Below are 18,966 nucleotides of genomic sequence, written 5' to 3'. Positions count from 1 at the left end.
GGCGGCTAGGTCTATGGGGGGATTACTGGGCGGCTAGTTGGGAGATTTGCTCGGCGTTGAGGACACCGTCATAGGTGCGGACGTCGTCCACGGTCCCCGGCCAGTAGCCGGCGAAGACGCCCGCGGTCTTGGCCCGGCCGAGCTGCAGCGGGCCGGTGGCGTTCCACGCGCTTACGTGGTCGGTGATGGTGCTGGTCGACAGGCGGCCGTTGACGTAGACGCGCAGCTCGCCCTGGAGCGGGTCATAGACCCCGGCCACATGGGTCCACTCCATCGGCGCGGGTACGGCGTCGGAGCGCGTGCGCACCAGCGCGGCGGTGTCGGTGTCGGCGGCGGCCATGCCGAGCACCCACCGCCCCTGCTCCTTGTCGAAGCCGAGCTGGAAACCGCTGGCCCGGGTGCCGGACTGGGAGACCGCGGCGGCGTCACGAGTCGGCAGGTAGTCGAGCTGCGTCCAGACCGCGACGGTGAACCCGGCCTTGGTGTTGACGGCGGGCGCGCCGGCCTGCGCGTGGCCGTTGACCCCGTCGAGCGCCAGCCCGCCGTCCAGCCAGCCCTCACCCCAGGTCGCGGCGCCGGCCAGTGTCGCGGCCGTGCCCTTGCCGGAGGAGTCGGCGGCGGTGGTGCCGGACTCCTCGTCCAGCTTCCAGTGCCCGACCAGCGTCGCGGCGCTGTTCACCAGATCGGCGACCTCGTCGGCGAACATGGCCCGCCCATAGACGCGGACCTCGTCGAGGTCGCCGGGCCAGAATTCGGCCGCCGCGCCGTTGACCGTCCCCCTGCCGATGGCCAGCGCCCCGGCCGCGTCCCACGGCTGGGTGAACGGGACCGTCGACTCCAGCCGTCCGTTGACGTACAAGGACAGCTCCCTGGCCGCCGCGTCGTACACGCCGGTGAGATGGGTCCACTCGCCGAGCCTCGGCGCCGCCGCCGACAGCGCGCGCACGCTCTGCGCCCCGTCTGCGTCCGCGACGGTACGGCTCAGCGCCCAGCGGTCGTCGGCCTTGGAGTACTGCAGCGCGAAGCCGCCGGCCCGCGTACCGCCCTGGCTGACCGCTGTCGCGGTGGCGTTCGCGCTGGTCAGCCGGGCCCAGGTGGTGACGGTGAAGTTGCCCTGGGTGGACACGGCGGGGCCGTTGGTCTGCGCCTGGCCGCTCACTCCGTCCAGCCGCAGGCCCAGCCCGGTCCTGCCGGTCGTCCAGGTGGCCTGGCCGGACAGGGTGGCGTGGTGGGCGCTCGTACGGTCGGCGGCCACGGTGCCCTGGCCCTCGTCGAGTGCCCAGTGGCCGTCGGGGCCGGTGCCCGCGTTGACGTTGAACAGGTAGGTGCGGATCGGGCCCTGCTGTCCGGCGCGGTCCTTGCTGCGTACCGACAGCACGTTGGGGCCGTCGTGCCGCGGGGTCAGCTGGATCGTCGCCGTGCCGTCCGCCTGCCCGGCCGCGACCTCCGTCTTCGGCGTGGTGTCGAGCCCGTAGACGTAGGTGGCGACGTCGGAGACGCCGTTGGAGGTGAAGGTGAAGGAGCCGGCCCGGCCGACGCCGTCGTTCCAGCCGCCCTCGGGATACTGCGACGACGTCACGCCCGGCTCCTTGCCGGGGGCGGAGGCGTCGACCGTGGCCTCGCACCAGGGGCCCCAGGCGCTGTTGGCCTTGCCGTCCTCAGCGCGGACCCGCCAACGGATCACCGAACCGTCGGCGTAGGCGCCCGCGGGAACCTGCGCGTAGAAGGCGCTGCCCGTGCTCTGCAGCCCGGTGACGTACTCGCTGACCTTCACACCGGCCTCGGTCCACCACTCGAACCGGCCCTTGACCGAGTTGTCGACGTCACGCAGCTTGGCCCACAGCTTCGGCGTCGTGCCGCCGATGACCGGGCGCGCGTCGCCGGAGACGCAGGCGCCTCCCGGGTCCGACCACATGTCGGCGGCGACGGGCGCGGACGGCAGCGAGTTGTACTCGATCACCAGGCTGGGGTTGTTCTTGAACTTCTTCCAGCCGTAGTTGTCGCCCTCGTCCGTCGCCCTGAGCCCGATGGTGATGTTGGGCCAGCTCTTCGCGGCGGCATCCACGACCTGGCTGGTGACATTGAACTCCACGCCGCCGGGCAGGCAGGACGATCCCCAGCCCTTAGCCACGTTCTGGGTGTCGAGGAGCTTGACCCACGTCGGCTGCTTGTTCCAGGTGGTGGCCTTGCTGATGGAGTTGGTGGACCAGGCTTCGACCGGCCGCTTGGTGCACGAGTAGGACCACGTCTCGTACGTCCGCAGCGTCCCCTTGATGATCTGCTTGCCGTGGATGGTCGAGCCGGTGTTCATCTGGAAGAACGACCTGTTGGTCTGCCCGGGGACGTGTCCCGCCCTGGCGACGTCGTTGGCGTTCAGGAAGTTAGAGGTGGGGTTGTTGCTCCAGACGGAGGTCCACGCGCCCCGGGCCGCCGAGAAGAACGGGTCGAGGTAGACGGGATAGCGGGTCGCCGGGTCCTCGATCATGCCGCGGTGCGGCTTGAGCAGCAGCTTCTTGCCCACGAGCCGCAGGCCCATCACCTCGTGCCGGGCGTCGGCTGGTGAGCCTTCCCCGGCGGCCAGCGTGCGCGCGGCCGAGGATCCGGAGGAGTCCCACATCATCGGCGGCGAGGCGGTGAAGATCGTACCGCCGTTCGCGTCGTTGGCTTCGAGGTTGCCGCCTTCGGTGGACTTCATCGACAGGCCGGTGGTCGAGATCGGGAAGCTCAGCTCGGTCAGGGCCTTGTTCTCGGCCGCCGCCCGCGACTTGACCACCAGGAGATGTGAGAAGCCGTCGACGTCCGCCTTCACCTGGAGGTCCACGCCCGGCAGCACTTCGGTGTAGGTCGCGGTGTCACCGCTCAGCGTCGGCTTGGGCAGTTGCCCCGGCCAGTTGAGTTCCATCGCCTTGCCGCCGCGGGCCATCCGGGCGAGCGGCGCGCCGCCCCCGCCGGAGAACCGGAGATCCACCGAGGTGGCGACCGGGGCGATCGTCCCGTCCGGCTGAAACCGGAGTGCCGCGTCCGCGGCCACCCAGCCGCCCGCCTTGCGGACGCGTACCGGCCGCGCGTACTGCTCCAGGAGGAGAGTGCCGCCCGGCTGGGCGAAGACCTGGCGCGTCTCGGTGCGCATCGCCGCCACCTCGACCGGCCGGCCGCCCCGGCGGGCCAGGGCGAGAGCGGACCTCTCCCCGGGGGTTCCGTTCGTGCTCTGTTCTCGAAGGGTAGTGTCCGTGCTCTTGTGTCGCGCACTGGCGACGGCGTCCAGATGATCAAGGGGCCCTGCCACTACCGCCCCTGCCAACATCACCACGACCAGCCCACGAACTACGCGCATTCACCCTCGCCGCTGCTGAGCAAGAGACGCCACGCAGGTCAGGCCCGCTCGGCGTCTCCTCGATCTTCAATTGACGATCGGATTGTCACCCGGCACAGACGATTCGTCTAGATCTTTCGGCGGATTTCATCAAGAACTGCACGATGTCCGAAAATAATCGCCAACTCAGGCGTCGACGGGCAGCGGGGCCGCGGCCGGGTTCACCCGGCTGACGATCTGATCCAGCACGATGCGTACGTACGGCTCGCCCACCCACAGGTGCTTGGCCCCGTCGACCCCGATGACCTCGGCCTGCGGCACCCGCGCGAAGCGCCGCCTGGCCTCCTCGGGCCGCAGGTAGTCGTCGAACTCCGGCACCAGCGCCACCAGCGGCCGGCCGAATTCGGTCCACGCGTCCAGGTCCTCGTCCGTGGCCCGGTGCAGCGGCGGCGACAGGAGTATGGCGCCCTCCACGAGCGGGTCGCGGGCCCATTTCAGCGTCAGCTCGGTGCCGAACGACCAGCCGACCGCCCACACGTGCGGCAGGTCGTGGTATTCGGCGTACTCCAGCGCCGCCGCCACGTCGAACCGCTCCCCCTCCCCTCCGTCGAAGGTGCCGGAGGAGGTGCCGCGCTCGGAGGAGGTGCCGCGCGTGTTGAAGCGGAGCACGGCCAGGTCGGCCAGGGCGGGCAGGCGGTTGGCCGCCTTCTTGAAGACATGGCTGTCCATGAATCCGCCATGGGTGGGCAGCGGGTGGAAGGTGACCAGTGTCGCCACGGGGGGCCGGTCGAGGGGCAGGGCCAGCTCCCCGACCAGGGTCTGGCCGTCGGCCGTGTGCAACTCGATCGGCTCTCGCCGGGCGGGCAGCACCGTCGCCGCGCGAATCTCCAAGGTCGGTCCCTTCAGTGTGATCTTGCCCCTGGGGGCGGGGGCTGGGGGCGGGAGGTTGGGCCGCTCAGTAGCGGCTGCGGCCGGGGCCGCGATCCAGTCGCTTTCGCCAGCATGCCGGATGCCAGTGGCGGCGCTCGTCGTCGCCCCCGCTCCAGCTCGGCCAGGCCACCAGGTGCGGCTGTCCGCCGCGGATCTCCTGGTCGCAGCCGGGGCAACGGTAGTCCTTGGTCGAGGAGGAGCCGGTGAGCATGCGTACTTTCCAGTCGCCGTCCGGCCATTCCTCCACCCGCTCCATGCCTCCGGGCAGGCCGAGCGGGCGAGCGGACTCCCTGCGGCGGGCGCGGCGCGGGCTCATGGCTCCGCCCGTACGAATGGCTCCGCCCGTACGGACATCTCGCCGGCCCCCGCGCCCCTTGGGCCGGGGGCGACCACTCCCACCATCGCGAACGCCATGCGTCCAGTTTTCCAGAGCCGGTAGGGTTGGCCGTCATGCGGCTGGTCATCGCGCGATGCAGCGTGGATTACATCGGACGGCTCACGGCTCACCTGCCGATGGCGCCGAGGCTCATTCTCATCAAGGCGGACGGCAGCGTGTCCATCCACGCCGACGACCGGGCTTTCAAGCCGCTCAACTGGATGAACCCGCCGTGCAAGCTCAAGGAGGACGGCCAGACCTGGACCGTCACCCACGGCAAGTCCGGCGAGAAGCTGGTCCTGACGATGGACGAGGTCCTCCACGACTCCAGTCACGAGCTCGGCGTCGACCCCGGCCTGATCAAGGACGGCGTCGAGGCGCACCTGCAGGAGTTGCTCGCCGAGCACATCACGACGCTGGGCGCCGGCTACACGCTGGTCCGCCGCGAGTACATGACGGCGATCGGCCCGGTCGACATCCTGTGCCGCGACGCGGTCGGCGCGACGGTGGCGGTCGAGATCAAGCGCCGCGGCGAGATCGACGGTGTCGAGCAGCTGACCCGCTATCTGGAGCTGCTCAACCGCGACCCGCTGCTGACCCCGGTCCGCGGCGTCTTCGCCGCCCAGGAGATCAAGCCCCAGGCCCGCGTGCTGGCCACCGACCGGGGCATTCACTGCGTCACACTCGACTACGACGCGCTGCGCGGGATCGAACCGGAGAACCCCACGCTCTTCTGATCTCAGCGACGTTCCTGTGTTGACATGTCATGACTAGACATTCTAGTTTTGACCTATCAAGATTGGAGCGTGATATGACGACGCCCTTCTACCTGAGCGGCAACCTCGCCCCCGTCTCCGCCGAGACCGAAGCCCACGACCTCCCCGTCTCCGGCGCCCTGCCCGCCGAGTTGACCGGGCGATATTTCCGTAACGGACCCAATCCAAAGCCGGGCTTCGACCCCGGCCACTGGTTCGGCGGAGCGGGGATGCTGCACGGCGTACGGATCGACCGGGGCCGGGCGGAGTGGTACCGAAACCGGTGGGTCCGCACCAAGAAGTTCACCGACGACGCGCCCTTCATCGGCGAGCGCGGCATCGACCTGGCCGCCGTCACGGCCAACACCTCCGTGATCCGGCACGCCGACCGGATCTTCGCGCTCGTCGAGAACGGCCTGCCGTACGAGATGACGCCGGAACTGGCCACAGTCGGCCCGTGCGACTTCGGCGGGCGGCTGACCACGGCCATGACCGCGCATCCCAAGGAGGACCCGGCCACCGGCGAGCTGCACTTCTTCGGCTACGGCTACGCCCCGCCGTACGTCACCTACCACCGCCTGTCGGCGGGCGGCGAGCTGGTGGAGAGCCGGGAGATCGAGGTGCCGAAGTCGACGATGATGCACGACTTCGCCGTCACCGAGCACTACCTGGTCTGGCTGGACCTGCCCTTCGTGTTCGAGGCCGGGCGCGCAGGCGGCATGCCGTACGCCTGGGAGGACGGATACGGCGCGCGGATCGGCGTGACGCCCAGACAGGGCGGCCCGACCCAGTGGTTCGAGGTCGACCCGTGCTATGTCTTCCACGTCGGCAACGCGTGGGAGGACGCGGACGGCCGGATCGTGCTCAACGGCGCCCGCTACTCGCGGGAGTCCTTCACCCGGGTCTGGGCGCGCATCGGCAACACCGGCGACCCGGCCAGACACGCGGCCACGATCAGCGCCGCGACACTGCACCAGTGGACGCTCGACCCGGCGTCCGGCCTGGTCAAGGAGGAGGCGCGGGACGACCGGGGCATCGAGTTCCCCACGTTCGACGACTCCCTGCTCGGCCGCGCGAGCCGCTACCTCTACACGGTGAGCCGCGACTCCATCGTCAAGTACGACCATCGGACCGGCACGACCCAGGTCAGGGTGACCGGCGACGACACGGGCGAGGCGGTGTTCGTGGCAGCCGAGGGAGCACGGGCCGAGGACGAGGGCTGGCTGCTGTCGGTGGTCACCACGGGCGGCAGCTCCGAGCTGCTGGTCCTCGACGCGAGCGACCTGTCGGACGTGGCGTCGATCCGGCTGCCGCAGCGCGTTCCGGCCGGCTTCCACGGGACGTGGCTGGCGGAGGGCTGAGCCATGGACCTCGCACTCGTCGCGGACCCGGCCGTCACCGAACTGGCCGGCGAGGTGCTGGCCAGGGCCTTCCACGATGACCCGGTGGTCAGGTGGCTGCTGCCGGACGATCCGGGCACGGCGCTGATGTTCACCACGCTCGCCCGCTACAGCCACGCGATCACCGAGGCCGCCTACGACGCCGAGGGCGCGATGGCGGGGGCCGCGCTCTGGGATCCGCCGGGTCACCAGCCGGACGAGGCCGGCCTGCCCGGCTTCGTCGAGGCCATGGGCGAGCGGGTGTCGTACGGCATGGTGCTGGAGGAGGCGTTCGCCGCGCACCGGCCCGCCGAGCCGCACTGGTACCTGGCGCAGATCGGCACGCTGCCCGAAGTGCGGGGCCGCGGCGTGGGCGGGGCGCTGCTGCGAACCGGTCTGGCCCGATGCGCCGGGCTGCCCGTCTACCTGGAGTGCAGCAAGGAGTCCAACGTGTCGCTCTACGAGAAGTACGGATTCCACGTCACCGAAGAGTTCCGGCTCCCCGACGGGCCGCCCGTGTGGGGCATGTGGCGGGCGGCGTCCTGAGCTGGTAAGTGACGGCTTACCGGTCTAGGGTGACGCCATGACCACGCTGACGTTCGACTCACTGAACCCGGCGACCGGCGAGGTCGTCGGAAGTCACCCCAAGCAGTCCGCCGATGGCGTCCGCGATGCCATCGGCCGGGCCGAGCAGGCCGCGACCTGGTGGGCCGGGCTGGCCCCCGCCGAGCGCAGGCGCCGCCTGCTCGACTACAAGGCCGTGCTCACCCAGCACCTCAAGGAGCTGGCCGGGCTCGTGCACGAGGAGACGGGCAAGCCGGTCGGCGACGCCACGCTGGAGATCGTGCTGGCGATCACGCACCTCGACTGGGCGGCCCGCAACGCGGCCAAGGTCCTGGGGCGGCGCCGCGTCTCGACCGGGATGATCGGCCTCAACCTGGCCGCCACGCTCGAATACCTGCCGTTGGGCGTGGTCGGCGTGATCGGGCCGTGGAACTACCCGGTCTTCACGCCGATGGGCTCGATCGCGTACGCGCTCGCGGCCGGCAACGCGGTCGTCTTCAAGCCCAGCGAGCTCACCCCCGGCGTCGGCGTACGTCTGGCGGAGCTGTTCGCCGAGTCGGTGCCGGAGCAGCCGGTGTTCCAGACCGTGACCGGGCTCGGGGAGACGGGCGCGCTGCTGGCGAAGGACCCGCGGGTCAAGAAGGTGGCCTTCACCGGCTCGACCGCCACGGCCAAGCGGGTCATGGCGGCCTGCGCCGAGAACCTGACGCCGATCGTGGCCGAGTGCGGCGGCAAGGACGCGTTCATCGTCGACGCCGACGCCGACCTGAAGGCCGCCGCCGACGCCTGCCTGTGGGGGGCGATGTCCAACGCCGGGCAGACGTGTGTAGGTGTCGAGCGGGTGTACGTCGTGGACGCGGTCTATGAAACTTTCATGCGCGAGCTGTCGGGCCGGGTCGCCACGGTCAGAGCCGGCGCGGACTACGGGCCGATCACCATGCCGGGCCAGCTGGACATCATCCGGCGCCACATCGACGACGCCACCAAGTCCGGAAAAGTCGTGACCGGCGGCCCCGAGTCGGTGCGGGCGCCGTACGTCGACCCGGTGATCGTCGAGGACGTGCCGGAGGACTCCCCCGCGGTGCGCGAGGAGACGTTCGGCCCGACGATCACCGTGCGGCGCACCCGCGACGCGCGGGAGGCGCTGGAGCTGGCCAACGCCTCCGCATATGGGCTGGCCGGCACGGTCTTCTCCGGAAACGCGCGTCGGGCGACGGAGCTGGCCCGGCTGATGCGCACCGGGATGACGGCCGTCAACTCGGTCATCTCGTTCGCCGGAGTGCCCGCGCTGCCGTTCGGCGGAATCGGCGATTCGGGCTTCGGGCGCATCCACGGGGCCGACGGGTTGCGGGAGTTCGCCAGGCCCAAAGCGATCAGCCGCCAACGTTTCGCGATGCCCGGCATGAACCTGACTTCGTTCAGCAGAGCCCCCGCTGAGCTTGAGCGGCTGATCAGGCTTGTCACGTTCTTGCACGGCCGACGTAAGAGATAAAGTATATGCTCTTTCCCAAAACGGATCATCCGTCCATAATTGTGTGCTCTGGGGGCCACGATCATGTTGGACGGGTGGAATGTGAACCGGTCTTACCGGGGAATGTCGGCTGAGCAAAGGCTGGCGGACAGACGCGAGCGGCTGATGACAGCCGCCTACACGCTATACGCGAAGCCAGGTTTCGTGGCTACGACCATCGAAAGGCTGTGCTCGGAGGCCCGGATCTCGAACCGCGCCTTCTACGAATGTTTCGGCGGCCGTGAGGAACTTCTTCAGGCGCTGCACGAGCGGTGCGCGGAGGAAACCCTCGCAGTTGTGGCCAAGGCGTTACAAGAGGCGCCTGCGACCCTGGACGACAGGATGCAGGCCGGGATTCGCGCGTATATCGAGTTCTCCACGGCCGACTGGCGTCGCGCCCGCATCATGCACCTTGAGGTACGCAGGTCGGGCGACATTCTGACCGCTTCCCGGCAGCGGGCCGTCGACTCCTTCGCCCGGCTTGTCGAGGAGGCGGCGGCGGAATTCCCCCTGGCCGCCGAACCGAATCGGCGCCTGGTGGCGCTCGGGGTTATTGGAGCGCTACAAGAGCTGCTCATCGAATGGCTGCTGTCGGAGGAGCCGCCGTCCATCGACGAACTGGTCGGTGTGGCCGTACACATCTTCGGCAGATCCCTCCGTTCGCGGTGAGGCGCTGATTACGGTTCGTGTTTATCTGGCGATCTGGTAAGGAGATAATCACCAAGCTAAAGGGTGATATCTGAGTTCCAGAAACTACTACCGCGTGTGGGAGTATGGCCGGGGAAAAGAGGGCGAGCAGCGGCTGATCGCTGCTCGCCCCTATATATCGCGACATCCCGGCGCACCCCCGAGCACCCGCCGGGCGCCGCTTCAGGCCACCGCGACTGCCTGAACCTCTACCCGCAGGACCCGATTCAGCCGGGTCACCGCCAAGACCCGCATGATCCGCGGTGGCACCCCCCGAAGAACGAGGTGGCGTTGCACGCTGAGCGCGCGCCGATGCGTGCCCACGAGCACCCCGAGACCGGTGGCGTCGATCATCTCCAGCTTGGAGAGGTCGAGGATCAGGTCGCCCTCGCCGGAGTCGACCGCGTCGTGCAGACGTTCCCGCACCCCCGCCGACGTGCCCGCGTCGAGCCGCGCTCCGATCCGCACCACCTGGGCCTTGGGATTGCCCCGGACGCGCATGCCACCTCCTCAGTCACGCCGCACACCTCACGCGGCGTATTCATACCCTTCCGCAGGGCGTCCGCCGAGGTGAACCCGGCACCGTCCCCCTACCCACGCAGCGGAAGTGACACAACCGCCCGCAGAAGGAACTCCCCATCGCCTGTGGGACGGGCCGTCACCTTGCCGCCGATGTCCGCCAGCCGCTCCCCCATGCCCGTCAGGCCGCTGCCCAGGTCGGACACCTGATGGCGGACCACCCCGTCGTTGCGCACGCTCAGCTCCGCCTCCTCCTCGGTGAAGCGGAGCGTGATCTCGCAGAACGAGGCCGTGCTGTGCTTGAGCACGTTCGTCGCCGCCTCGCGGACCGCGTAGGCGAACACGGGCGCCACGCCGCCGGGCGGCTCGCGGTAGGGCAATCGCAGCTCGCAGCGGACGCCGGCCGCTTCGAGTACGCCTTTCACGCTATTCAGCTCAGCGCTCAGGTCAAGTTCGCGGTAGCCGCGCACCGCCTGGCGCAGCTCCCGCAGCGCCGTCCTGGTCAGTGTGTTCACCGCCACCATCTCCGCCTTCGCGGCGACGGCGTCGGCGCCCGACAGCCGCACGGCCAGCTCGGTCTTGACCGCGATGGCCGAGAGCTGGTGCCCCACGAGATCGTGCAGGTCCCTGGCGAAGCGCAGCCGCTCCTCCGCGACCGCCAGCCGGGTGTGCGCTTCCCTGCCCTCGTGGGCCTGTACGGCGAGCGTGTAGATCCACGCCCAGAACCGGTTGGACGGCGGCAACAGGGCGCACATGACCGCGTAGATGAGGCCCAGGAAGAAGACCGCCCCATTGTCGTAGGGAACGGCGATCGACAGGAGGGGCCGTCCCATGAGGAGGGAGAGGATGCCCAGCCCGGTGCCGACCACGGCCGTACCCGCCGCCAGTCCCACGGCCGCCCACGCGCGGATGCCGATCAGCGCCACCGACACCCAGGCCAGCAGCCCGAAGCCCCATCCGAACGGGTCGGCGCCCCCCAACGCCGCGGCGAGGACGGCGAGAGCACCGGCCGCCGCCACCTCTCTCATGAGGTAGCGGCGCTCCAGGGCGGCGCGGGTGATGCGCAGGAAGAGCCAGGTGAAAACGATCAAGGCGATCGTCGCGGGCACGATACGCAGCAAGGAAACCGTGCCGGTGGCGAGGCCACCGATGGTCGCCAGGGTGATGCCGATCCACGTCATCACGATCATGGAGTTCAGCACGCACAGGGAGATGCGCCGCGCTCGCTTGATCGCATCCATCTATTTCGCGCCCATCTATTTCAGGCTATTTCGCGCGCAGCACGTCGCCGAGCTTGACCCTGGCCCCGGTCCGCAGCACCGCCCGCTCGTACACCTTCGCGCCGAAGGACAGCACGCCCACCACGGCGAGCACCATCAGCACCGTGGACAGCCCGATCTCCCAGAGCGGCACGTCGGCCGCGGCCATCCGCACCGGCATGACCATCGAGGAGAACGGCGGGACGAGCGAGGCGACCCTGGCCAGCGTCCCGGTGGGGTCGGAGGTGACATAGAAGGCCCCGAAATAGGTCACCATGATCAGCATGGTCAGGGGCGACATCACGTTGCTCACCTCCTCCTGCCGGGAGACCAGCGAACTCAGCGCGGCCGCGAGTGTGGCGAAGAAGGCGTAGCCGAGCACGAACCAGAGCAGCACTCCCGCCACGATCCCCGGCAGGCCGGGCGGGAAGTCCACCGCGATGCCTGAGGCGAGCGAGGCCGACACACCGACCACCAGGATCGTGACGAGGTTGATCAGGCCGAGCACGCCCAGGCCGATGATCTTGCCGGCGAGCAGCTGCCACGGCCGGACCGAGCTGAGCAGGATCTCCACGATCCGGCTGCCCTTCTCCTCCACCACTCCCATGGCGACCATCATGACCTGTCCGATGATCAGCATGAAGAGCACGAGGACGAGGACCACGGCGATCCCGGTCCTGGCGGCCTGGTAGCGGGTGTCGGCACCCACGGACACCATCTGGAGCGGCGGGATCGACACGCCCGCGGCGCCCAGCTTGAGCTCCCGGTTGGTGCTCTGCAGCAGCACGCCGAGCTCGGACTCGATCTCGCCGTCGGTGAGCACCTTGGCGTTGTTCACCAGCGCCGCGTCCACGTCGCCGTCGAGCACCGCCTTCCTGGCCGCCGCCTCGTCGGGGAACGCGCGCCACTCGAACTCCGCCTCCGGCAGGGCCGCCTTGAGCGGCAGTTGCTGGGAGTTCACGGTGCCGATCTTGTACGAGTCGGGGCGGTCGAAGACCTTCGGCGCGAACGCCACCGCGCCCACCAGCGCGGCGGTGATGAGCAGTCCGATGACGAAGGCTTTCGTCCGGATATGGGTGGTGATCTCGCGCCTCGCCACCAGCATCACGCTGTTCACGCCACGGCCTCCTTGAAGATCTCGGTCAGGGTCGGCTGCTCGGCGCCGAAGTGCTCGACCTGCCCGGCCTTCATGGCGCGGCGCAGGATCTCCTGGCCGTCGCCGTCGGTGGTGAGCAGCACGTGCCGGTCGCCGGTGACGGTGACGGTGCCCGGCAGGCCGTCGGCCCACCCGGGCGCCGGGTCGCGGACCACGACGCGGAGCGTACGGCTCTCCGCCGCCCGCAGATCGCCGACCGTGCCGCTGGCCACCATCCGGCCCGCCGACACGATGCCGACCGAGTCGCACAGCCGCTCCACCAGCTCCAGCTGATGGCTGGAGAAGATGACCGGTACGCCCCCGCGACACCGCTCCTGCAACACCGTGGCCAGCGCGTCCACCGCGATCGGGTCGAGCCCGGAGAACGGCTCGTCGAGCACCAGCACCTCGGGATCGTGCACCAGCGCCACCGCGAGCTGCACGCGCTGCTGGTTGCCCAGCGACAGCGCCTCGACCGCGTCACCCCGCCGCTCGGTCAGGCCCAGCCGCTCCAGCAGGTCGCCGGCCGCCGTCCTGGCCGCCGCGGCGTCCATGCCGTGCAGCCGGCCGAAGTACTCGACCTGCTCGGCGACCCGCATCTTCTGGTACAGCCCCCGCTCCTCGGGCATGTAGCCGAACCGCCGCCGGTCGTTGTACTCCAGCGGCCGGCCCTGCCAGCCGACCGAGCCTTCGTCGGGCTGCAGCACACCCATGACGATCCGCATGGTGGTCGTCTTGCCGGCACCGTTCGCGCCGACGAACCCGAACATCTCGCCCGCCCGTACGGCGAAGCTGATCCCGTCGAGGGCCACCTTGCCCTCCGGCGCGTCCGGCCCACCGGCGAAGCGCTTACGCAGCTCGCTGATCTCGAGCATCAGATCCTCTCCTTCGTCATGCAAGCAATCGTCTCGGGTGGCGCCCCACGCTGGTAGTCGTGGAAATCACCGACGCCGTATGCGCCCCGCGTCCGTTCCGGGTGACTTTTGTCATTACGCTGACCTCATGACGCGTGCCGACAAGGACAAGCCGGTCGTCCTCTCCCGGATCTACACCCGCACCGGAGACGACGGCACGACCACCCTGAGCGACATGAGCCGCACCGCCAAGACCGACCTCCGCCTGGCGGCCTACGCGGACGTGGAGGAGGCGAACGCCCATCTGGGCCTGGCCATGTCGCACGGCACGCTGTCGATGGAGCTGACGGCGGTGCTGATCCGCGTCCAGAACGAGCTCTTCGACGTGGGCGCCGACCTGGCGACGCCGGTCACGGACAATCCGGAGTTCCCGCCGCTGAGGGTCGAGCAGTCCTACATCGACTGGCTGGAGGCGCGGTGCGATGAGTTCAACGAGCAGCTCAAGCCGCTGCGCAGCTTCATCCTCCCCGGCGGCGACCCGTCGATAGCCGGGCTGCACGTGGCGAGGGTCACAGTCCGGCGCGCGGAACGTACGACGTGGGCGGCGCTGGAAGCGCACGAGGACATGAACCCGCTGACGGCCAAATACCTCAACCGCCTGTCAGACCTGCTGTTCATCCTGTGCAGGGTCGCCCACGCGGGCGACGAGATCCTCTGGAAGCCAGGCGGCACCCGCTAGCCCGGTGCCGGGGATCTAGGCGACGTCCAGATAAGCGCTCGGCGGCGCCGATTCGAGCCAGGCCAGAAACCCGGTCAGCGCGTCCGCACTCATCGCCAGCGAGATGTCCCGCGTGGTGCCAGAGCAGTCCACCGCGAAGAACCCGCTGTCCAGCTCCCGCCGCGAGGAAACGACGAGGCCCCGCCTCGCGATAGCGTGGCGGGGCCTGAGTCGCAGACCTATGAGCGGGATCCAATGGAGCTCCCCGTCGGCGTAGCGGGCCACCCCGCGCTGCCAGCCGTGATCTCCCACGCGCAGGCGGCAGGGCACACTCCCCCGGGAGCGCGCCACCAGGAGCCCGCGCAACACCACCAGGACGGCGACCAGCAGCACACAGATGAGAACCGTCGCTACCAAGCCGCCCCCTTGCATCAAACCCGCATCAAAAACTAGACCTCAAGGATCTAGACCTCAAAGGATCTAGACCTCTTCGCCGGCCGCACGCAGCCGGGCCTTGGCACGCTTGGCCTCGACGGCCGCGTCGGCGTCCGCCTGGTCGGCCTCGATCGAGGCCTGCGCCCGTTCGAGAGCGTCACGGGCCGCCGCGATGTCGACCTCCGAGCCGAGCTCGGCGACCTCGGCGAGCACGGACACCTCGTCGTCGGCCACGGAGATGAATCCGCCGTGGACCGCCGCGACCAGGTCGCCCTTGCCCTCCCGCTTCACGCGCAGCACGCCGCCCTCGACGAGGACGCCGAGCACAGGTGCGTGTTGCGGCATAATACCGATCTCGCCGTCCACGGTCTTGGCAATCACCATGTCGGCCTCGCCCGACCAGATCTCACGCTCGGGCGAGACAACGCCTACTCGTAGCTTCGCCACGTAGGCTCCTTTCCGGACAGGAGTGGGGGTACGGCTCGCGCCATACCCCCACCGCGGGCGATCAGCGCTCGAGTTCCTTGGCCTTGGCGATGGCCTGGTCGATGCCGCCCACCATGAAGAACGCCTGCTCGGGCAGGTGGTCGTACTCGCCCGCGCACAGGCCCTTGAAGGAGCGGATGGTCTCCTCCAGCGGCACGTTCTCGCCGGGCTGGCCGGTGAACGCCTCGGCGGCGTACATCGGGTGCGACAGGAACCGCTCGATACGGCGGGCCCGCTGGACGGTGACCTTGTCCTCTTCCGACAGTTCGTCGATACCGAGGATGGCGATGATGTCCTGGAGCTCGCGGTACTTCTGCAGGATCCGCTTGGTCTCCTGGGCCACCGCGTAGTGCTCCTCGCCCACGATCTGCGGGTCGAGGATGCGGGAGTTGGAGTCGAGCGGGTCCACCGCGGGGTAGATGCCCTTCTCCGAGATCGGCCGGGAGAGCACGGTCTGCGCGTCGAGGTGGGCGAACGCGTTGTGCGGGGCCGGGTCGGTGATGTCGTCGGCGGGCACGTAGATCGCCTGCATGGAGGTGATCGAGTGACCACGCGTCGAGGTGATGCGCTCCTGGAGCACACCCATCTCGTCGGCCAGCGTGGGCTGGTAACCCACGGCCGACGGCATACGGCCGAGGAGCGTGGACACCTCGGAGCCGGCCTGCGTGAAGCGGAAGATGTTGTCGATGAAGAGCAGCACGTCCTGCTTCTGCACGTCGCGGAAGTACTCCGCCATCGTCAGCGCCGACAGGGCGACCCGCAGACGGGTGCCCGGCGGCTCGTCCATCTGACCGAAGACGAGCGCGGTGTCCTTGAGGACGTCCGCCTCCTCCATCTCCAGCCAGAGGTCGTTGCCCTCACGGGTGCGCTCGCCGACGCCGGCGAACACCGAGGTGCCACCGAAGTTGCGGGCGACCCTGCGGATCATCTCCTGGATGAGGACGGTCTTGCCCACACCCGCGCCGCCGAACAGGCCGATCTTGCCACCCTGTACGTACGGCGTGAGCAGGTCGATGACCTTGATGCCCGTGACGAGCAGCTCGGTGCGCGACTCGAGCTGGTCGAACGGCGGCGACGGCCGGTGGATGCCCCACTTCTCGTTGATCTTGAGAGAAGCGGTCGGCACGTCCAGCGACTCGCCGAGCGTGTTCCACACGTGACCCTTGACGACGTCGCCGACGGGCACCGAGATCGGCAGGCCGGTGTCCGTGACGGCCGCACCCCGGACCACACCGTCGGTGGGCTGCATGGAGATGGCCCGGACGATGTTGTCACCGAGGTGCTGGGCGACCTCGAGGGTCAGCAGCTTGGTGTCCTCACCGAGGGTTACGTCGATGGTCAGCGCATTGTAGATGTCGGGCATCGCCTCGACGGGGAACTCCACGTCGACGACGGGCCCTGTGACCCGAGCCACGCGGCCGACACCGGCCGCGGGGGTCTCAACGGTCTCAACAGCCTCTGCAGTCATTTCACTCTTTCCCCGCTGCGGCGTCAGCGAGCGCGTTGGCGCCACCGACGATCTCGCTGATTTCCTGGGTGATCTCCGCCTGACGAGCCTGGTTCATCTGCATGGTGAACACGCGGATCAGCTCGTTGGCGTTGTCCGTGGCGGACTTCATCGCGCGGCGACGCGCGGCCTCCTCTGAAGCCGCCGACTCCAGCAGCGCCGTGAAGATGCGGGACTCCACGTAACGCGGCAGCAGCGACTCGAGTACGTCGGCCGCGGTGGGCTCGAACTCGAAGTAGGGCGGGATCGCGTCGCTCTCGCTCGCCTCGGTCTCCTCGACCTCCAGCGGCAGGATGCGCTTGACCACGACGTTCTGCGTGAGCATCGAGACGAACTCGGTCGAGACGATGTGGATCTCGTCGATCCCGTTCTCGTCCTTGAACGACTCGATCAGCAGCTCGGCGATCTCCTTGGCGTCACTGTAGGCGGGCTTCCTGGAGAAGCCGACCCACTGCCCGCCCATCGTCCGGTTGCGGAAGGAGTGCCAGGTGACACCCTTACGGCCGGTGACGAACGGGATGACCTCCAGGCCGCGGCTCTTCAGCAGTCCGCGCAGGGCCTCGGCCTCGCGCAGGACGTTGGCGTTGAAGCCGCCGCAGAACCCGCTGTCGCTGGTGACGACGAGCACGCCCGCCTTGGTGGGATTGTCCTTCGCCACGGTCAGCGGATGGTCGACGCTCGCCGCGTTGCTGACGACGCCGGTGACGGCGCGAGTGATCTCACGCTCGTACGGCAGCGCCGCCTGCATCCGCATCTGCGCCTTCACGATCCGCGAAGAGGCGATGAGCTCCTGAGCGCGGGTGATCTTGGCGGTCGACTTGACCGACTTGATCCGCCGCCGCAGCAGCCTTAGCTGGGCACCCATGGGCTACTTCTTCTCCGCCGAGCGGACGACCTTGCGAATCTTCTCCTGGCCGACCTCGCCCTCTTCGAGCGGTGCGACCGGCTCGTCCTTGACCAGGAGCTCGCCGGAGAAGGTGGTGAAGGACTTCTTGAACTCCGTGATGGCGTCCTTGAGGACGGTCACCGTGTCGTCCAGCAGATCGTTGGTCTCACGGATGCTGTCGAAGACACCCTTGTGCTTGCTCTGCAGGTAGTCCAGGAACTCCGACTCGAAGCGGCGGATGTCCTCGACCGGCACCTCGTCGAGCTCACCGGTGGTGCCCGCCCAGACCGACACGACCTCGCGCTCGACCGAGAACGGCGAGTATTGCGCCTGCTTGAGCAGCTCGGTCAGACGCTGACCGCGCTCCAGCTGAGCCTTGGACGCCGCGTCGAGGTCGGACGCGAAGGCCGCGAAGGCCTCCAGGTCGCGATACTGCGACAGCGACAGACGCAGCGTGCCCGCGACCTTCCGCATCGCCTTGATCTGCGCCGAGCCACCGACTCGCGAGACCGAGATACCGACGTTGATGGCGGGGCGGATACCGGCGTTGAAGTAGTCGGTCTCCAGGAAGCACTGCCCGTCGGTGATGGAGATGACGTTGGTCGGGATGAACGCCGAGACGTCGTTACCCTTCGTCTCGATGATCGGCAGACCGGTCATCGACCCCGCGCCCATGTCGTTGGAGAGCTTGGCGCAGCGCTCCAGCAGGCGGGAGTGCAAGTAGAAGACGTCGCCCGGGAAGGCCTCACGGCCCGGCGGACGGCGCAGCAGCAGCGAGACCGCGCGGTAGGCGTCGGCCTGCTTGGTCAGGTCGTCGAAGACGATGAGAACGTGCTTGCCCTGGTACATCCAGTGCTGCCCGATGGCGGAACCGGTGTAGGGCGAAATGTACTTGTAGCCCGCGGGGTCGGACGCCGGGGCGGCGACGATCGTGGTGTACTCGAGCGCGCCCGCCTCCTCGAGGCGAGCCCGCACCTGGGCGATCGTCGAGCCCTTCTGGCCGACCGCGACGTAGACGCAGCGCACCTGCTTGTCCGGGTCACCGGACGCCCAGTTGTCGCGCTGGTTGATGATGGTGTCCACGGCGATCGCGGTCTTGCCGGTGCCACGGTCACCGATGATCAGCTGACGCTGGCCACGGCCGATCGGCGTCATGGCGTCGATCGCCTTGATGCCGGTCTGCAGCGGCTGCTTCACCGGCTGCCGCTGGACGACCGACGGGGCCTGGAGTTCGAGGGCGCGCAGGCCCTCGGACTCGATGGCGCCCTTGCCGTCGAGCGGGTTGCCGAGGGGGTCGACCACGCGGCCGAGGAAGCCATCGCCGACGGGCACGGACAGGACCTCGCCCGTCCGGCGGACCGTCTGGCCCTCCTCGATGCTGCTGAAGTCGCCCAGGACCACGACACCGATCTCGCGGGTGTCGAGGTTGAGTGCCAGGCCGCGCGTGCCGTCCTCGAACTCGAGCAGCTCGTTCGCCATCGCCGAGGGAAGGCCGGAGACATGGGCGATGCCGTCGCCACAGTCGACGACGGTCCCGATCTCCTCGCGCGCGGCGCCTTCCGGTTCGTACGCCTGGACGAAGCGCTCAAGCGCGTCCCGGATCTCGTCCGGCCGGATCGTAAGCTCCGCCATCTCTTCTCTGTCTCCTCTATC

General features: G+C 69.0%; 18 protein-coding genes. 6 read left to right on the top strand and 12 right to left on the bottom strand.

Annotation, left to right across the window (positions count from 1 at the left end; genetic code table 11):
- Nucleotides 1-22: 22 nt before the first annotated feature.
- From ACIBO2_RS05335 to ACIBO2_RS05325, 3 genes are all read right to left on the bottom strand, one after another.
- Entirely contained in the window at nt 23-3,130 is a 3,108-nt protein-coding gene (locus ACIBO2_RS05335) for a LamG-like jellyroll fold domain-containing protein (RefSeq protein ID WP_397295509.1), read from the bottom strand.
- A gap of 369 nt (nt 3,131-3,499) precedes the next feature.
- The gene (locus ACIBO2_RS05330; RefSeq protein ID WP_358537226.1) at nt 3,500-4,204 is read right to left on the bottom strand and encodes an alpha/beta fold hydrolase; all 705 of its coding nucleotides are present in this window, start codon (nt 4,202-4,204) and stop codon (nt 3,500-3,502) included.
- 64 nt (nt 4,205-4,268) lie between these two features.
- Entirely contained in the window at nt 4,269-4,559 is a 291-nt protein-coding gene (locus ACIBO2_RS05325) for an ATP/GTP-binding protein (RefSeq protein WP_358537223.1), read from the bottom strand.
- 134 nt (nt 4,560-4,693) lie between these two features.
- On the opposite strand from ACIBO2_RS05325, the gene nucS reads away from it, so the two are divergent.
- The 5 genes from nucS to ACIBO2_RS05300 all read left to right on the top strand — a co-directional run bounded on the left by nucS (nt 4,694) and on the right by ACIBO2_RS05300 (nt 9,496).
- On the top strand, nt 4,694-5,356 hold the full coding sequence (nucS, locus tag ACIBO2_RS05320; RefSeq protein ID WP_358537218.1) for an endonuclease NucS: 663 nt from the start codon (nt 4,694-4,696) through the stop codon (nt 5,354-5,356).
- A 74-nt stretch (nt 5,357-5,430) separates the two neighbouring features.
- Nucleotides 5,431-6,735 (top strand): carotenoid oxygenase family protein, encoded by a 1,305-nt coding sequence (locus tag ACIBO2_RS05315; RefSeq protein ID WP_397295506.1) that lies wholly within the window; start codon nt 5,431-5,433, stop codon nt 6,733-6,735.
- Nucleotides 6,736-6,738: 3 nt separating this feature from the next.
- Nucleotides 6,739-7,299: a GNAT family N-acetyltransferase gene (locus tag ACIBO2_RS05310; RefSeq protein WP_358537213.1), complete on the top strand. Its 561-nt coding sequence runs from the start codon at nt 6,739-6,741 to the stop codon at nt 7,297-7,299.
- Nucleotides 7,300-7,336: 37 nt separating this feature from the next.
- A complete protein-coding gene (locus tag ACIBO2_RS05305) occupies nt 7,337-8,809 on the top strand; it encodes an aldehyde dehydrogenase family protein (protein WP_358537210.1) in 1,473 nt (490 codons plus the stop codon).
- A 63-nt stretch (nt 8,810-8,872) separates the two neighbouring features.
- On the top strand, nt 8,873-9,496 hold the full coding sequence (locus ACIBO2_RS05300; protein WP_358537207.1) for a TetR/AcrR family transcriptional regulator: 624 nt from the start codon (nt 8,873-8,875) through the stop codon (nt 9,494-9,496).
- Nucleotides 9,497-9,697: 201 nt separating this feature from the next.
- Here the strand turns inward: ACIBO2_RS05300 and ACIBO2_RS05295 are convergent, their stop codons facing one another.
- The 4 genes from ACIBO2_RS05295 to ACIBO2_RS05280 form a co-directional block, all read right to left on the bottom strand.
- On the bottom strand, nt 9,698-10,015 hold the full coding sequence (locus tag ACIBO2_RS05295; protein ID WP_358537204.1) for an STAS domain-containing protein: 318 nt from the start codon (nt 10,013-10,015) through the stop codon (nt 9,698-9,700).
- An 89-nt stretch (nt 10,016-10,104) separates the two neighbouring features.
- A complete protein-coding gene (locus tag ACIBO2_RS05290) occupies nt 10,105-11,274 on the bottom strand; it encodes a sensor histidine kinase (RefSeq protein ID WP_397295503.1) in 1,170 nt (389 codons plus the stop codon).
- A 25-nt stretch (nt 11,275-11,299) separates the two neighbouring features.
- Complete coding sequence (locus ACIBO2_RS05285; RefSeq protein ID WP_397295501.1) at nt 11,300-12,409, bottom strand: ABC transporter permease; 1,110 nt, start codon at nt 12,407-12,409, stop codon at nt 11,300-11,302.
- Nucleotides 12,406-13,302 carry an ATP-binding cassette domain-containing protein gene (locus tag ACIBO2_RS05280; RefSeq protein ID WP_357942680.1) on the bottom strand — a complete coding sequence of 299 codons (897 nt, stop codon included), beginning with the start codon at nt 13,300-13,302 and terminating at the stop codon, nt 12,406-12,408. Before ACIBO2_RS05280 ends, ACIBO2_RS05285 begins: the two co-directional genes overlap by 4 nt.
- A 127-nt stretch (nt 13,303-13,429) precedes the next feature.
- On the opposite strand from ACIBO2_RS05280, the gene ACIBO2_RS05275 reads away from it, so the two are divergent.
- Nucleotides 13,430-14,020 carry a cob(I)yrinic acid a,c-diamide adenosyltransferase gene (locus ACIBO2_RS05275; protein ID WP_358537196.1) on the top strand — a complete coding sequence of 197 codons (591 nt, stop codon included), beginning with the start codon at nt 13,430-13,432 and terminating at the stop codon, nt 14,018-14,020.
- A 15-nt stretch (nt 14,021-14,035) separates the two neighbouring features.
- Here the strand turns inward: ACIBO2_RS05275 and ACIBO2_RS05270 are convergent, their stop codons facing one another.
- From ACIBO2_RS05270 to atpA, 5 genes are all read right to left on the bottom strand, one after another.
- Nucleotides 14,036-14,416 (bottom strand): DUF2550 domain-containing protein, encoded by a 381-nt coding sequence (locus ACIBO2_RS05270; RefSeq protein WP_357942676.1) that lies wholly within the window; start codon nt 14,414-14,416, stop codon nt 14,036-14,038.
- Nucleotides 14,417-14,479: 63 nt separating this feature from the next.
- Nucleotides 14,480-14,881, bottom strand: coding sequence for a F0F1 ATP synthase subunit epsilon (locus tag ACIBO2_RS05265; protein ID WP_225290371.1), 402 nt, complete (start codon nt 14,879-14,881; stop codon nt 14,480-14,482).
- Nucleotides 14,882-14,942: 61 nt separating this feature from the next.
- Complete coding sequence (gene atpD, locus ACIBO2_RS05260; protein ID WP_357942674.1) at nt 14,943-16,388, bottom strand: F0F1 ATP synthase subunit beta; 1,446 nt, start codon at nt 16,386-16,388, stop codon at nt 14,943-14,945.
- Between the two features lies 1 nt (nt 16,389).
- Nucleotides 16,390-17,292, bottom strand: coding sequence for a F0F1 ATP synthase subunit gamma (locus ACIBO2_RS05255; RefSeq protein ID WP_358537194.1), 903 nt, complete (start codon nt 17,290-17,292; stop codon nt 16,390-16,392).
- A 3-nt stretch (nt 17,293-17,295) separates the two neighbouring features.
- Entirely contained in the window at nt 17,296-18,945 is a 1,650-nt protein-coding gene (atpA, locus tag ACIBO2_RS05250) for a F0F1 ATP synthase subunit alpha (protein WP_358427038.1), read from the bottom strand.
- Nucleotides 18,946-18,966 lie beyond the last annotated feature (21 nt).

The organism is Nonomuraea sp. NPDC050022, assembly GCF_044460705.1.
Taxonomy (GTDB): domain Bacteria; phylum Actinomycetota; class Actinomycetes; order Streptosporangiales; family Streptosporangiaceae; genus Nonomuraea.
The sequence above is the reverse complement of the archived record's forward strand: the minus strand, read 5'-3'. Positions and strand labels throughout refer to the sequence as shown.